General features: G+C 62.9%; 16 protein-coding genes. 14 read left to right on the top strand and 2 right to left on the bottom strand.

Features of this window, described 5'->3' with window-relative positions; translation table 11 throughout:
• Positions 1–76: 76 nt before the first annotated feature.
• From ribH to NKJ15_RS22520, 7 genes are all read left to right on the top strand, one after another.
• Positions 77–571 (top strand): 6,7-dimethyl-8-ribityllumazine synthase, encoded by a 495-nt coding sequence (gene ribH / locus NKJ15_RS22550; protein WP_023674495.1) that lies wholly within the window; start codon positions 77–79, stop codon positions 569–571.
• A complete protein-coding gene (gene nusB, locus NKJ15_RS22545) occupies positions 568–1,068 on the top strand; it encodes a transcription antitermination factor NusB (protein WP_023674496.1) in 501 nt (166 codons plus the stop codon). Before ribH ends, nusB begins: the two co-directional genes overlap by 4 nt.
• Entirely contained in the window at positions 1,065–2,282 is a 1,218-nt protein-coding gene (locus tag NKJ15_RS22540; RefSeq protein ID WP_352501517.1) for an MFS transporter, read from the top strand. Before nusB ends, NKJ15_RS22540 begins: the two co-directional genes overlap by 4 nt.
• A 159-nt stretch (positions 2,283–2,441) precedes the next feature.
• Entirely contained in the window at positions 2,442–3,353 is a 912-nt protein-coding gene (osmF, locus tag NKJ15_RS22535; protein WP_352682048.1) for a glycine betaine ABC transporter substrate-binding protein OsmF, read from the top strand.
• Between the two features lie 43 nt (positions 3,354–3,396).
• On the top strand, positions 3,397–4,572 hold the full coding sequence (locus tag NKJ15_RS22530) for an ABC transporter permease (RefSeq protein ID WP_352501519.1): 1,176 nt from the start codon (positions 3,397–3,399) through the stop codon (positions 4,570–4,572).
• Positions 4,569–5,507 carry an ABC transporter ATP-binding protein gene (locus tag NKJ15_RS22525; RefSeq protein ID WP_352542408.1) on the top strand — a complete coding sequence of 313 codons (939 nt, stop codon included), beginning with the start codon at positions 4,569–4,571 and terminating at the stop codon, positions 5,505–5,507. Before NKJ15_RS22530 ends, NKJ15_RS22525 begins: the two co-directional genes overlap by 4 nt.
• Positions 5,504–6,253: an ABC transporter permease gene (locus NKJ15_RS22520; RefSeq protein ID WP_352542409.1), complete on the top strand. Its 750-nt coding sequence runs from the start codon at positions 5,504–5,506 to the stop codon at positions 6,251–6,253. The genes NKJ15_RS22525 and NKJ15_RS22520 overlap by 4 nt, the downstream gene beginning before the upstream one ends.
• Before the next feature lie 27 nt (positions 6,254–6,280).
• On the opposite strand, the gene NKJ15_RS22515 is transcribed toward NKJ15_RS22520, so the two are convergent.
• Positions 6,281–6,514: a hypothetical protein gene (locus NKJ15_RS22515; RefSeq protein ID WP_352542410.1), complete on the bottom strand. Its 234-nt coding sequence runs from the start codon at positions 6,512–6,514 to the stop codon at positions 6,281–6,283.
• Positions 6,515–6,593: 79 nt separating this feature from the next.
• On the opposite strand from NKJ15_RS22515, the gene NKJ15_RS22510 reads away from it, so the two are divergent.
• Positions 6,594–7,094, top strand: coding sequence for a DUF2165 family protein (locus NKJ15_RS22510; protein ID WP_352472005.1), 501 nt, complete (start codon positions 6,594–6,596; stop codon positions 7,092–7,094).
• Positions 7,095–7,345: 251 nt separating this feature from the next.
• Positions 7,346–9,487 carry a sodium-translocating pyrophosphatase gene (locus tag NKJ15_RS22505; protein ID WP_352501522.1) on the top strand — a complete coding sequence of 714 codons (2,142 nt, stop codon included), beginning with the start codon at positions 7,346–7,348 and terminating at the stop codon, positions 9,485–9,487.
• Between the two features lie 123 nt (positions 9,488–9,610).
• Here the strand turns inward: NKJ15_RS22505 and NKJ15_RS22500 are convergent, their stop codons facing one another.
• Positions 9,611–10,144 (bottom strand): outer membrane protein assembly factor BamE, encoded by a 534-nt coding sequence (locus tag NKJ15_RS22500; protein ID WP_352472003.1) that lies wholly within the window; start codon positions 10,142–10,144, stop codon positions 9,611–9,613.
• A 114-nt stretch (positions 10,145–10,258) separates the two neighbouring features.
• Between NKJ15_RS22500 and NKJ15_RS22495 the strand changes: the two genes are divergently transcribed.
• From NKJ15_RS22495 to NKJ15_RS22475, 5 genes are all read left to right on the top strand, one after another.
• Positions 10,259–10,798 (top strand): ubiquinol-cytochrome C chaperone family protein, encoded by a 540-nt coding sequence (locus NKJ15_RS22495; RefSeq protein WP_352501523.1) that lies wholly within the window; start codon positions 10,259–10,261, stop codon positions 10,796–10,798.
• Between the two features lie 40 nt (positions 10,799–10,838).
• On the top strand, positions 10,839–11,387 hold the full coding sequence (locus NKJ15_RS22490) for a YceD family protein (protein WP_352817655.1): 549 nt from the start codon (positions 10,839–10,841) through the stop codon (positions 11,385–11,387).
• A gap of 123 nt (positions 11,388–11,510) precedes the next feature.
• Positions 11,511–12,581 carry a phosphate acyltransferase PlsX gene (plsX, locus tag NKJ15_RS22485; RefSeq protein WP_352472001.1) on the top strand — a complete coding sequence of 357 codons (1,071 nt, stop codon included), beginning with the start codon at positions 11,511–11,513 and terminating at the stop codon, positions 12,579–12,581.
• A gap of 9 nt (positions 12,582–12,590) precedes the next feature.
• Positions 12,591–13,562 carry a beta-ketoacyl-ACP synthase III gene (locus NKJ15_RS22480; protein ID WP_352682037.1) on the top strand — a complete coding sequence of 324 codons (972 nt, stop codon included), beginning with the start codon at positions 12,591–12,593 and terminating at the stop codon, positions 13,560–13,562.
• Between the two features lie 104 nt (positions 13,563–13,666).
• The gene (locus tag NKJ15_RS22475) at positions 13,667–13,990 is read left to right on the top strand and encodes an integration host factor subunit alpha (RefSeq protein ID WP_023717292.1); all 324 of its coding nucleotides are present in this window, start codon (positions 13,667–13,669) and stop codon (positions 13,988–13,990) included.
• Positions 13,991–14,079: the final 89 nt, after the last annotated feature.

Genomic DNA, 14,079 nt, shown 5'->3' with positions numbered 1-14,079 from the left:
AAAGTTCCTTCGGCAATCTTCCGCTTGCGATCAAACCGGCTTCGGCCTAAGTCACCGGCGATCCCCGGAGACATCTATGGCAGGCACATCCCAACACGGCAAAGCGTTCATCCGTCCGAAGAAGAAGGCCCACCTTCTTGTCATCGAGGCACGCTTTCACGACGACCTTGCCGACGCGTTGCTCGAAGGCGCGACAAAGGCCCTCGAGGAAGCGGGCGCGACATACGATGTCGTCACCGTTCCGGGCTCGCTCGAAATCCCGGCGGTGATTTCCTTCGCGCTCGACGGTGCCTCCGAAGGCGGGACGAACTATGACGGCTTCGTCGCCCTCGGCACGGTGGTCCGCGGCGACACCTATCATTTCGATATCGTCGCCAATGAATCCAGCCGTGCCCTGATGGACCTGTCCGTGCAGGATGCGGTCTGCATCGGCAACGGCATCCTGACCACCGAAAACGACGAACAGGCCTGGACACGCGCCAGGCGTTCGGAAGGCGACAAGGGCGGCTTTGCGGCGCGTGCGGCGCTGACCATGATCGCTCTAAAGGAACAGCTGGGAGCGCCCTCGTGAGCGAACCCGCTTCGCCCGGCCAGCCCACGGTGCGCCACGCCAACAAGCGCGGTGCTGCCCGTCTGGCCGCCGTGCAGGCGCTCTACCAGATGGATGTCGCCGGCAGCGGCGTCTTCGAGATCACCGCCGAGTACGAGGCGTTCAGGCTCGGCAAGGAAGTCGACGGCGCGCTCTATCGCGAGGCCGACGCGCAATGGTTTCGCGCCATTCTTGCCGGCGTTGTCGAGCACCAGAAGACCATCGATCCAGTCATCCGACAGGCGCTGACCGAGGACTGGCCTCTGTCGAGGCTCGATTCCACATTGCGCGCCATATTGCGCGCCGGCGTCTACGAGCTGATGCAGCGCGAGGACGTGCCGGTGGCGGTTATCGTCTCCGAATATGTCGACATCGCCAAGGCATTTTACGAGGAAGACGAGCCGAAACTGGTCAATGCGGTGCTTGATCGCGTGTCGCGCCGGGTGCGTGGCGAGGGCCGCGGCAAGGACGCCTCATGACTGCTATCGTCGCCGTTGGGGCGGGCAAGGAAGCGCGTCGCACCGCCTTCATCCTCGCAGCCTCGCAGGCGATCATCGGCTCGGCCGCACCCATCGCCATTTCCATGGGCGGATTGGCGGGGCAGTACCTGCTCGATGCTGACAAGTCGCTGGCAACCGCGCCGATCACCGGTTTCAATGTCGGCGTGGCGCTCGGTTCCTTGCCGGCCGCGGCGATCATCCGCCGGCTCGGCCAGCGCGACGGCTTCATGACCGGCACAGCGGTCACGGCGCTTGGCGGGCTGGTCGCCACGCTGGCGCTGTTTCATGCCAGCTTCTGGCTATTCGCTTTCGGCTTGGCCGTGATCGGCATCGGAGGCGCCTTCGTCCAGCAGTTCCGCTTTGCCGCCGCCGACAATGCGCCGCCTGAATTCAAGGCGCGCGCCATCTCCTTCGTGCTGGCCGGCGGCATCGTCACCGCCATCCTTGGACCGCAGATCGTCATCTTCACCGGCGACCTGTTCTCGCCGGTGAAGTTTGCCGGCTCGTTTGCGTCCATCCTGGTGCTGGCGGCGGTCGGCGCCGCCATTCTCTCTTTGTTGCGCATCCCGGCCAAGGCAACCGACAAGGTGGAAATCGCCGACAGCGACGCCCGGCCGCTCTCGGAAATCGTCACCAGGCCGCGCTTCGTCGCAGCGCTGTTTTGCGCCGTCGGCAGCTACGCGCTGATGAGCTTCGTCATGACGGGCGCGCCGCTGGCCATGGTCGGCTGCGGCCTTTCGACCGACGACGCCACGCTCGGCATTTCCTGGCATGTGATGGCGATGTTCGCGCCGAGCTTCTTCACGGGGTCGCTGATCTATCGCTTCGGCGCTGAGCGGATCGTGGCGATCGGCCTGGTGCTGCTGATTGGCTGCGCCACAGTGGCGCTGTCAGGGTTGGCACTGTGGCAGTTCTGGACGGCGCTGATCCTGCTCGGCCTTGGCTGGAACTTCAGCTTCATCGGTGCCACCGCCATGGTGGCCGACAGCTACCAGTCATCCGAAAAAGGCAAGGTCCAGGGGTTTCACGATTTCGTCCTGTTCGGCTCCGTCGCCTTCGCCTCGCTGATGTCGGGGGCGGTCTACAATGCCTGGGGCTGGGAGATGTTGAACTGGATGATTTTCCCGGTCGTCGTGCTGTGCTTCGTGGCACTGGGCGTGTTGAAGATGACGGGCTTGCGCGCGGCCAGCTGACGTCACGCTGTCGGGACGAGGCAACGGCGGAGTCACTCGCATCCGAACAAAATTATTGCGCCCATCCCCTTTCTTATGAAACCGTGTACCCCGACGGGGCATCGAAGCCATGCTCATATGCGGCAGCCGTATTCCGGTTCACAGCAAGGGATTTGTGAGATGTTTTCAATCAAGGTTCTGGCCGGCGCTGTACTGGCGCTCGGAGTTGCGTTGGCCTCGGCGAGTGCCCAGGTGGTGGTGTCGTCGAAGATCGACACCGAGGGCGGCGTGCTCGGCAATATCATCCAACTGGTGCTGAACGCCAACGATATCCAGACCACCGACCGCATCCAACTCGGCGGCACACCTGTGGTGCGCAAGGCGATTACAGCCGGCGAGATAGACATCTATCCGGAATACACCGGCAACGCCGCCTTCTTCTTCGAGAAGGCCGATGATCCGGTGTGGAAAGACGCCGCCAAGGCCTACGAGACTGCCAAGAAGCTCGACTACGACGCCAACAAGATCGTCTGGCTGTCACCGTCACCGGCGAACAATACCTGGGCGATCGCCCTGCGCAAGGAGGTCGCCGATACCAATAAGCTCGTCACCCTTTCCGACTTCGGCAAATATGTCTCGGGCGGCGGCAAGGTGGTGCTGGCGGCCTCCGCCGAGTTCGTCAATTCGGCGGCCGCGCTGCCCGCTTTCCAGAAGACCTATGGCTTCACGCTGAAGCCGGACCAGTTGATCACGCTGTCGGGCGGCGACACGGCGGCGACAATTGCCGCCGCAGCCAACCAGACCAACGGCGCCAACGCCGCCATGGTCTATGGCACCGACGGCGGCATCGCGCCCTCCGGCCTCGTCGTGCTTGAGGACGACAAGGGTGTGCAGCCGGTCTACCAGCCGGCGCCGATCATCCGCGAGGCGGTGCTGAAGGAGCATCCGGAGATCGAGACGCTGCTGAAGCCGGTGTTCGCCAAGCTCGATCTCGTCACGTTGCAGGAGTTGAATGGTCGCGTGCAGGTTGGCGGCGAGCCGGTCAAGGGCGTCGCCGAGGACTTTTTGAAAAAGAACGGCTTCCTGAAGTAAGGCGATTCCGGCGCTCCGCTTTCGAGGTGCGCCGGATCGGCCGATGGGGGAGGGCGTGCGCATCCGGTTCGACAAGCTCGGCGTGGTCATCGCGGCGATATCGGCCTATGCGGCTTTTGCGGCGCCATTCGCCACCTTCCGCGCCAATCGCATCGTACCCGGCGAGGCGCGCTCGATCCTCGAATCTTTGCCTGCGACGGTCGGTCCGCTGTTGATGGCGATTGTCGTCGCAGCGGCGCTCATTGCGCTGCTGAAAACGCCGCTTGCTCTGCGCCTCGCCGCCAGTGTGGTTGCGCTTGCAGCGCTGGCGCTGCTGATCGGCGTCGCCGGCAGTTTCCTGACACCCGCCGGCAACACCTTCGCCCGTATCTCGCCGGCTTCGGGCTTTTGGCTGCTTATCTTCGCCTTCACGCTTCTGCTCGCCGACGTGCTTACGCGGCTGAACCTGTCGCCGCAGGCACGCATCGGCGTGCTTGTTGTCGCCGCCGCGGCGATCGGGCTGCTGCTCGTCTCGGGAAGCTGGAACAGCCTGTCGATCCTCAAGGAATATTTCAATCGCGCCGATAGTTTTTGGGCGGAAGGCTCCAAGCACGTGACGCTGGCGCTGGGTTCGCTGGCGGCTGCGGTAATTATCGGCCTGCCGCTCGGCATCCTCTGCCACCGCGTCGAGAAATTGCGGGCCGGCGTGCTCAACGTGCTGAACATCATCCAGACCATTCCTTCGATCGCGCTGTTCGGCCTCTTGATCGCACCACTCGGCTGGGTCGCTTCGCATGTTCCGGGTGCTGCCGCGCTCGGCATTCGCGGCATCGGTACAGCGCCGGCTTTCGTCGCTTTGTTCCTCTATTCACTGCTGCCGGTAGTGGCCAACACCGTGGTCGGCCTTGCCGGTGTGCCGCGTGCCGCCAACGACGCAGCGCGCGGCATGGGCATGACCGACCGCCAGCGGCTGTTCGGCGTCGAGTTTCCGCTGGCCTTCCCGGTGATCCTCACCGGCATCCGCATCGTGCTGGTGCAGAATATCGGCCTCGCCACGATTGCCGCGTTGATCGGCGGCGGCGGCTTTGGCGTGTTCGTATTCCAAGGGGTCGGCCAGACGGCGATGGACCTGGTGCTGCTCGGTGCTGTTCCGACGGTGGTGCTGGCCTTCGCCGCTGCCATCATCCTCGATGCAGTGATCGAAATGAGCGCCAGCAAGCGCAGGGTTGAAACGGCATGATCGAGATCGAAGGCGTCACCAAGCGCTTCGGCGAGACGACAGTCGTCGACGACGTGTCGATAGTAATCGAGCCGCGCAGCATCGCCGTCATCGTCGGCACCTCCGGCTCCGGCAAGACGACGCTGCTTCGCATGATAAACCGGCTGGTCGAGCCGACATCGGGCGTGATCAAGCTCGACGGCGTCGACAACCGCTCGGTCCCGGATTATGAGCTGCGCCGCAGCATCGGCTATGCCATCCAGGGCCACGGGCTGTTTCCGCATCGCACGGTGGCGCAGAACATCGCCACTGTGCCGGTATTGCTCGGCTGGGACGCCAACCGCATCAAGGCCCGCGTCGACGAGCTGATGACGCTATACCAGCTCGACCCGCAAGCCTACGGGCCACGCTATCCGCATGAGCTTTCCGGCGGTCAGCAGCAGCGCGTCGGCGTCGCCCGGGCGCTTGCCGCGGAACCCAACGTGCTGTTGATGGATGAGCCGTTCGGCGCGCTCGATCCGATCATCCGCAACAAGGCGCAGGAGGATCTGCTGGCGATCCAGAAACGCTTCGGCACCACCATCATCCTCGTCACCCATGACATGGAAGAGGCCGTTCACATGGGCGACAAGATCGCGGTGATGGATGGCGGCAAAGTAGTGCAATATGCCGCGCCGGCCGAGATACTGGCGAAACCGGCCAGCGCGTTTGTCGAGACCCTGGTTGGCGCCAGTGAAAAACCGTTCCGGCTGTTGTCGCTTGGCCGGGTGCGCGACGCGGTGGAAAAAGGCACGGCCGAAGGCGAGGCGATCCCCGGTGACGCCAGCCAACGCGACGCGCTCGCCGAACTCCTGTGGTCGGGCCGCCCGGCACTTCCGGTGAAAGATACCGACGGCAAGCCACTTGGCCGCGTCACTGTGGACGGGCTGGTTAAGCGCGCGGCGAGGCCGGCATGAAAGCCTGGCTTCCCTTGCTGCTCAGGCTTGCCCTGGTGGTGGTGCTTATTGCCTTCGTCACCAATCCCGGCTGGTTCGAACCGCTGCTGAAGCCGCTGACAGAGAACAACGCGCCGGTAATCTACAATCAGGGCAGCCTTTTGACGTTGACGCTGCTGCATCTGCGGACCGTGCTGATCGCGACCGTTGCCGCGACGGTCGTTGCGGTCGCGCTGGCCATTCTGGTCACCAGGCCAGCCGGCGCCGAATTCCTGCCGCTGTCGCGCAGCCTGGTCAATATCGGCCAGACCTTTCCGCCGGTGGCGGTGCTGGCGCTTGCCGTGCCGGCCGTCGGCTTCGGCGAAAAGCCGACGCTGATTGCGCTGTTTCTCTACGGACTGCTGCCGATCTTCGAGAATGCGCTGACCGGCCTGACGACGCTGCCGGCCAACGTAGTCGAGGCGGCGCGTGGCGCCGGCATGACCGGCTGGCAAAGACTGGTCAAGGTCGAGCTGCCGCTCAGCGCGCCGATCATTCTCGGTGGTATCCGGCTGTCGGTGGTGATCAGCCTCGCCACCGCGACCATCGGCTCGACGGTAGCGGCGAGGACACTGGGCGAGGTGATCATCGCAGGCCTGCTGTCGAACAACCTCGCCTTCATCCTGCAGGGTGGCCTGATCGTCGCCGCCCTTGCCGTGCTGATCTATGACGGGCTGTCGGCGGTCGAGCGCTACACCGCCCGGCGCACGGGACGCGAGCCCGAGTAGCGTCTCGGGGCGAAGTTCGCTCTTTTTTCAGTGGCCGGTCGACCGCGTCGGATGATCGAGCGTCAGTTCCAGCGTTGTGCCCGTCTCGCCGGTGATCCAGCGGCGGCGGATGATGGCGAAATCGTGCTGTGTGTCGGCTCTAACCACAGAGACCAAGTCGCCCACCGCGCAATCACTGTCGAGATCGAGGGCTTCGACAGTCTCGGCAATGTCTTGCTTGCCGACATAATGTCTCGCAATGGCTGTGAGCACGATGATCACTGGCCCACCCGTTGCGCGATCTTCGGGATTCGGCGATTGATGAGTGCGATGCCCCGATCTTTCAGCAGGAGTTCTTGCCATGACCGCGCGTTTCTCCAAGATCGTCATGTGTTTGTGTCTGGCGGCTTTCGCCTTCCTCGTCGCCTTCGGCAACATCACCGATTACGGCTCAAACTTCGCCTTTGTCCAGCATGTGCTGAGCATGGATACGACCTTTCCCGGCAATGCACTGATGTACCGCTCGATCACCAACCCGTCGCTGTGGACGGCTGGCTACTGGCTGATCATCATTGGCGAGGCGCTGACCTGCCTGCTTTACCTAATCGCCGCCTGGCAACTCTGGCAGGCGCGCAACGCCAGCGGACAGGCTTTCAACGATGCCAAGAAGTTCGCCATCATTGCCGCCACAATGGGCTTCCTCGTTTGGTATTTCGGCTTCATGGTCGTTGGCGGCGAGTGGTTCGCCATGTGGCAGTCTTCGACTTGGAATGGTCAGGAGGCGGCGTTCAAATTCTACATCACCATGCTGCTGGTGCTGGTCTTCGTCGTCCAGCCGGACGGCGACCCGCGTAAAGCCTGACCACTGTTCGCCGATTTCAACCGATCTAACCGGATGGCAGTGTCGACAGGCGCTGCCGTCCAGCCTTTTGGGCGAAACCCGGGATCTTTTGGGCGAAAGCCGGACAGGAACGGAACAATATCTTGACGTTCCGAGCCCTGTTTCGCATAAGCCGCTGCGAAGGGACGGATTCCGGTTGCGGAAAATTCGTCCCCTGTCTCAACGGCCCGGGGAGGGGTTCTTTTGGGCCACCAATCGAGGAAAATTCGGCAATGACCATAATTTCAGCTGTCATCGCCTGCGGTCTGCTTTCAGTCCTTTACGCCATCTGGGCGACACGTTCGGTCCTCGCGGCCGATCAGGGCAATGCACGCATGCAGGAAATTTCCGCGGCCATCCGCGAAGGCGCTCAGGCTTATCTGGCGCGCCAGTACACCACCATCGCCATCGTCGGCGTCGTGGTCCTGCTGCTTGCCTGGTGGCTGCTTTCGATCACCGCCGCCATCGGCTTCCTGATCGGCGCCGTTCTATCGGGTGCCGCTGGCTTCATCGGCATGCACGTCTCGGTGCGCGCTAATGTGCGTACCGCGCAGGCGGCTTCCAACAGCCTCGCTGCCGGCCTCGAGATCGCCTTCAAGTCGGGCGCCATCACTGGCATGCTGGTTGCTGGCCTGGCCCTGCTCGGCGTCTCGATCTACTACCTGATCCTGACCCAGTTCATGGGTCTGCAGCCAAACGATCGCGTCGTCATCGACTCGCTTGTTTCGCTCGGCTTCGGCGCCTCGCTGATCTCGATCTTCGCCCGTCTCGGCGGCGGCATCTTCACAAAAGGCGCCGACGTCGGCGGCGACCTTGTCGGCAAGGTTGAAGCCGGCATTCCCGAGGACGATCCACGCAATCCGGCCACCATTGCCGACAACGTCGGCGACAATGTCGGCGATTGCGCCGGCATGGCCGCCGACCTGTTCGAGACCTATGCGGTGACCGTGGTCGCCACCATGGTCCTCGCCGCCATCTTCTTCGGTGGCACCGACGTTCTCGGCGCGGCCATGCTCTATCCGCTGGCCATCTGCGGCGCCTGCATTCTCACCTCGATCGTCGGCACTTTCTTCGTCAAGCTCGGTTCCAGCGGCTCGATCATGGGCGCGCTCTACAAGGGCCTGATCGTCACCGGCCTGCTGTCAATTGTCGGCCTTGCCGTGGCCACCTCGGCATGCATCGGCTGGGGTGAGATCGGCACCGTCGCCGGCATGACCATCACCGGCACGAACCTGTTCATCTGCGGCCTTGTCGGCCTTGCGGTGACCGGACTCATCGTGGTGATCACCGAATATTATACCGGCACCAACAAGCGTCCGGTGAACTCCATCGCCCAGGCCTCGGTCACCGGTCACGGCACCAATGTCATCCAGGGCCTCGCGGTCTCGCTGGAAGCGACGGCGTTACCGGCGATCGTCATCGTCGGCGGCATCATCTCGACATACCAGCTCGCCGGCCTCTACGGCACGGCGATCGCGGTGACGACGATGCTTGGCCTCGCCGGCATGATCGTCGCGCTCGATGCCTTCGGCCCGGTCACCGACAATGCCGGCGGCATTGCCGAAATGGCCGGCCTGCCCAAGGAAGTGCGCCAGTCAACCGACGCGCTCGACGCTGTCGGCAACACCACCAAGGCGGTAACCAAGGGCTACGCCATCGGTTCGGCCGGCCTCGGCGCGCTGGTGCTGTTCGCGGCCTACTCTAACGACCTGAAGTTCTTTGCCGCCAATGGCGACAAATACCCCTACTTCCAGGGTATGGGCGACGTCTCCTTCGACCTCTCCAATCCTTACGTCGTCGCCGGCCTGATCTTCGGTGGCCTGATCCCGTATCTGTTCGGCGGCATCGCCATGACCGCCGTCGGCCGCGCCGCGGGTGCTATCGTTCAGGAGGTGCGCAAGCAGTTCCGGGAGGATCCGGGCATCATGGCAGGCACCTCGAAGCCGAACTATGCGCGCGCCGTCGACCTTCTGACCAAGGCAGCGATCCGGGAGATGATCGTTCCGTCATTGCTGCCGGTGCTGGCGCCGCTGGTGGTCTATTTCGGCGTCCTCCTGATCTCCGGTTCGAAGGCATCCGCCTTTGCCGCGCTTGGCGCCTCGCTGCTCGGCGTCATCGTCAACGGCCTGTTCGTCGCCATCTCGATGACCTCCGGCGGCGGCGCCTGGGACAACGCCAAGAAGTCGTTCGAAGATGGTTTCGTCGACAAGGACGGCCTCAAGCACATCAAGGGCTCCGAAGCGCACAAGGCTTCGGTGACCGGCGACACGGTCGGCGATCCCTACAAGGATACTGCCGGCCCAGCGGTCAACCCGGCGATCAAGATCACCAACATCGTCGCGCTGCTGTTGCTGGCCGTTCTCGCGCACGGCTAAGCTCGGTCGCTATGGCCTTAAAACAAAACCCGCGGGATCGCTCCCGCGGGTTCTTCATTGCCTGAGATATGCCGCTTACAGGGAAGCGAAAGGAACGGAAGGAAGCCGACACCCTCGGGTGGATCAGCTGCCGCCGAGCGTGCTGCCGCCGCTGGCGCCGGGAATACCAGGCGCCAGCTTGCTGGCGCCACTGATGATCTGGCTGAGGAAGTTCTGGTCCTTGCCGCCGGTCGGCGTGGTGCGCGAGATGAAGTCGAACACCTTGCCGTCTTTCAAGCCGTAATTGGCGATCTGGGTGACGCGCCCGTCATCGCCAAAATAGACCGCCAGCACATGCTGGTCGACCAGCCGCGGCTTGTCGAAGGCGACATAGCGCTTGCGCGTCTGCGAAATGTAATAAAAGGCCTCGTTATCGAAGGTCGCCTTCGTCGAGGGAGTGCCGAGCGCCAGCAGCACCTGTTCGCGGCTTGAGCCGACCGGCACCAGGTCGATCGCCTGCTGGTCTATGACGTAGCCTTGCGTCAGCGTCTCGCTCGGATTGAGATCGCCGATCATCTTGGACGAATTGCAGGCGGAAAGTGCCGCAGCGATCACCAGCAGCGAAACCGCACCGCCGGGCTTGGGCAGGAAAGTCGACTTGAATTTCAGCGCGCGCAACTACAACTCCATAAGCTGGCCGCAACTTGCGCTGGGCCGCAAAACCGGTAAACCAGCTTGCTTGCCGATGCAACAAGGCCACTTCAACAAACGGTCCCGGGAGACCACCCTCAAATGTTCCAGCGCCTCTTTGGCCGCGAACGACATGCCAACCGCGCCATCACCGAGGCGCTTTACGCACAAATCGTGGCGGCGGCGCGGCAAACGGTGTTTTATTCCGCCTGGAACGTACCGGACACGCCGCTCGGCCGCTTCGAGATGCTGTCGTTGCACATGTTCCTGTTTCAGCACCGGTTGCGAGGCGAGGGCGGTGCTGCGGCAGAGGTTGCGCAGGTGCTGATCGACGAGTTCTTCATGGATGTCGAACATTCGTTGCGTGAATTGGGCATTGGCGACGTCGGCGTGCCGAAGCGAATGCGGAAACTGGCGAAAATGTTCTATGGCCGTACCGCCGCCTATGATGATGCGCTGCAAAGAAATGACCATGATGCACTCGCCGTCGCCCTTGCCCGCAATGTCAGGCCGGATGCCGGCGCCTGGCCGCAAGCGTCGCAACTGGCACTCTATGCCGCCGATGCATCAAGGCAACTCGCGGAACAGCCGACCGAATCGATCGTTTCCGGAACGGTGTCATTTCCCGTGGCCAACGCTTGAGCGACGGCAGGCCGATGAAGGTGGCGAAGTGGAGGCGAAGATGAAATACCCTGATACCCACAGCCCAGTGTCATTCCTGGCAAATGTCGCCCGGCTGCCGCAAAAGGGGCTGCCGGTGGTGATCGATGCCGACGCTGGCCAGCGCGCCCTGCTGGCCGTCGAGCACGAGCTGCTTTCGGTCGAGAATTATCGCGCCGAACTCCTGGTCGAGCCCTGGAAACGCAACGGGGTGAAAGTCAGCGGCCATGTCGAGGCCGATATAACGCAGGCCTGCATCGTCACCCTCGACCCGGTCGAGGCGCATATCGACGAGCCGGTCGAAGCGCTGTTCCTGCCGGAGCAATCCAAGCTCGGGCGGCAAGGTTTCGACGGCGGCGGTGAGATCCTGCTCGACGCCGAAGGCCCCGACAGCCCGGAAACCTTTTCCGGCGATGCGATCGACGTCGGGGCGCTTGCCGAGCAGTTCTTTGGCTTGGCGATCGATCCATATCCGCGCAAGCCGGGTGTATCGCTGGAGGCCGCCGGCGATACCGAGCCTGTGGAGAATGAATTCCAGCAAAAGCTCAGATCACTGTTGGGAAAATCCTGATGGCTGACCCAATTTGAGAAAAGTTGGTTGTGCGGCAGCCCAAAACCGTTATTTTCGCCGAACCTTCGCGAGCCCCGCACCTTGGCAAGCCCGCTGGCCAATCAACCGTGAGATGAACACCGCGTGATCAGGATTTCCATCGATGCCATGGGCGGCGATCACGGGCCAAGCGTGGTCATCCCGGCGCTCATGACTGTCGCCACCCGCCGTCCGGATATACGCTTCGTCATTTATGGGCGCGAAGAAGTGGTACGGCCCGAACTCGCCAAATTCCCTAAGCTGGCGGAAGTGAGTGAGTTCGTGCACTGCGAGATCGCAGTGCGGATGGACGACAAGCCGAGCCAGGCGCTGCGCCATGGCCGCTGGAAGTCATCGATGTGGAAGGCCGTCGAGGCGGTCAAGGCAGGCACTGCCGACGCCTGCATCTCGGCCGGCAATACCGGCGCGCTGATGGCAATGTCCAGATTCTGCCTGCGCACCATGGCGACCATCGATCGCCCGGCAATCGCGGCGCTCTGGCCGACATTGCGCGGCGAGAGCGTGGTGCTGGACGTCGGCGCCACCATTGGCGCGGATGCGCATCAACTGGTTGACTTTGCCATTCTGGGCACCGGCATGGCGCGCTCGGTTTTCGGCATCGAACGGCCGAGCGTCGGGCTGCTCAATGTCGGCGTCGAGGAGATCAAGGGTCAGGAAGAGGTCAAGGAGGCGGGTCGTATGTTGCGCGAGGCCAACATGGCCTCGATGAACTACCATGGCTTTGTCGAGGGTGACGACATCGGCAAGGGCAGTGTCGACGTCGTCGTTACCGAGGGATTTGCCGGCAACATCGCGCTGAAGACGGCGGAAGGCACCGTCAGGCAGATCGCCGGCTATCTGCGCGCGGCGATGAACCGGACGCTGATGGCCAGGATCGGCTATATCTTCGCCAAGACCGCCTTCGATCGCCTGCGCGAGAAGATGGATGTCGGCCGCTCCAATGGCGGCGTCTTCCTCGGATTGAACGGCATCGTGGTGAAGAGCCATGGCGGGGCTGATTCGGATGGCTTCGCGGCGGCGATCGAGCTTGGCTACGACATGGTGCGCAACAATCTGCTTGACCGCATCGAAGCCGATCTCGACCTGTTCCATGCCCGCAATCCGAATGCCCAGACAATCCGGAAATCCGACGTCGTCATCGACGCAAAGGAATAGGAAAGAGCATTGATCAGATCCGTCGTGCGCGGCACGGGCGCCGCGCTGCCCCGCCGCATTATGAAGAATGCCGATTTCGAAGGCATGGTCGAGACGTCGGACGAGTGGATCGTCCAGCGCACCGGCATTCGCCAGCGCCACATTGCGGCCGACGACGAGACGACGGCCTCGCTGGGCGAGGCGGCAGCGCGCGCGGCCCTCGACAGCGCCGGCCTGACGGCTGACGATATCGACCTGATCGTGCTGGCGACCTCGACGCCCAACAACACCTTTCCCGCGACCGCGGTCGAGATCCAGAACCGGCTCGGCATGCACCACGGTTTTGCCTTCGACCTGCAGGCGGTCTGCTCCGGCTTCGTCTATGCAGTGACGACCGCCGACCTCTATATCCGCGGCGGCTTGGCCAGACGGGTACTGGTGATCGGCTCGGAAACATTTTCGCGTATTCTCGACTGGAACGACCGCTCGACCTGCGTTTTGTTCGGCGACGGCGCCGGCGCGATGGTGCTGGAAGCAGGCACGGGGGCAGGCGGCATCGCCGACCGAGGCGTTCTGGCGGCCAGCCTGCGCTCCGACGGCATCCACAAGGACAAGCTTTTTGTCGACGGTGGGCCGTCGACCACCGGAACGGTCGGGCACCTCAGGATGGAAGGCCGCGAAGTGTTCAAGCATGCGGTCGGCATGATCACCGACGTCATCGAGGCGACGTTCGCACAGGCCGGCATCGGCGCCGCCGATCTCGACTGGTTCGTGCCGCATCAAGCCAATAAACGAATTATTGACGCTTCGGCCAAAAAGCTTGGGATAGAGGAGCGGAAGGTGGTGGTGACCGTCGATTTGCACGGTAATACCTCGGCGGCTTCCGTGCCGCTGGCACTGTCCGCAGCCGTCGCCGACGGTCGCATCAGAAAGGGTGACCTGGTACTGCTCGAGGCGATGGGCGGCGGCTTCACCTGGGGTGCCGTCCTGCTCCGCTGGTAAGTGCCGAACTATCGGGTTCGGGTCCTTGACCTTGACGGATCAATTACTTAGGTTCTGCCGTTGCTTGTATCGATTTATGTTTTTGAGCTGATGGGACGGTTCGTATGGGGGGAAAGACACTTACGCGCGCCGACCTCGCCGAAGCCGTTTACCGCAAGGTTGGGCTGTCACGTACTGAATCGGCCGAGCTTGTCGAGGCGGTGCTGAATGAGATCTGCGAGGCGATCGTTCGCGGCGAGACGGTGAAGCTGTCGTCCTTCGCGACCTTCCACGTCCGCTCCAAGAACGAGCGCATCGGGCGCAATCCCAAGACCGGTGAGGAAGTGCCGATCCTGCCGCGCCGGGTGATGACCTTCAAGTCGTCGAACGTACTGAAGAACCGTATCCTGCGCTCCCATCAAAACAGCAAAGCCAAGGGTAGCAAGTAGCCGCCCAATCCCCCTTTGCCAAGAATCATGCTCCAGGCTTCGGTTGAAAAATGAACCCTGCTTTTGCGCCAGGCTTGAATATTGTTTCA

This window comes from Mesorhizobium sp. M0207 (assembly GCF_040321995.1).
Taxonomy (GTDB): Bacteria; Pseudomonadota; Alphaproteobacteria; order Rhizobiales; family Rhizobiaceae; genus Mesorhizobium.
This window is presented reverse-complemented; position numbering and strand designations above follow the sequence as displayed.

Excerpts from the sequence above, each read along its gene's own strand:
- NKJ15_RS22475 (WP_023717292.1), top strand. The coding sequence starts at position 13,667 with ATGGGGGGAAAGACACTTACGCGCGCCGACCTCGCCGAAGCCGTTTAC.
- NKJ15_RS22490 (WP_352817655.1), top strand. The coding sequence starts at position 10,839 with ATGAAATACCCTGATACCCACAGCCCAGTGTCATTCCTGGCAAATGTC.
- NKJ15_RS22520 (WP_352542409.1), top strand. The coding sequence starts at position 5,504 with ATGAAAGCCTGGCTTCCCTTGCTGCTCAGGCTTGCCCTGGTGGTGGTG.
- NKJ15_RS22530 (WP_352501519.1), top strand. The coding sequence starts at position 3,397 with ATGGGGGAGGGCGTGCGCATCCGGTTCGACAAGCTCGGCGTGGTCATC.
- ribH (WP_023674495.1), top strand. The coding sequence starts at position 77 with ATGGCAGGCACATCCCAACACGGCAAAGCGTTCATCCGTCCGAAGAAG.
- NKJ15_RS22495 (WP_352501523.1), top strand. The coding sequence starts at position 10,259 with ATGTTCCAGCGCCTCTTTGGCCGCGAACGACATGCCAACCGCGCCATC.
- NKJ15_RS22540 (WP_352501517.1), top strand. The coding sequence starts at position 1,065 with ATGACTGCTATCGTCGCCGTTGGGGCGGGCAAGGAAGCGCGTCGCACC.
- NKJ15_RS22525 (WP_352542408.1), top strand. The coding sequence starts at position 4,569 with ATGATCGAGATCGAAGGCGTCACCAAGCGCTTCGGCGAGACGACAGTC.
- NKJ15_RS22505 (WP_352501522.1), top strand. The coding sequence starts at position 7,346 with ATGACCATAATTTCAGCTGTCATCGCCTGCGGTCTGCTTTCAGTCCTT.
- osmF (WP_352682048.1), top strand. The coding sequence starts at position 2,442 with ATGTTTTCAATCAAGGTTCTGGCCGGCGCTGTACTGGCGCTCGGAGTT.
- NKJ15_RS22510 (WP_352472005.1), top strand. The coding sequence starts at position 6,594 with ATGACCGCGCGTTTCTCCAAGATCGTCATGTGTTTGTGTCTGGCGGCT.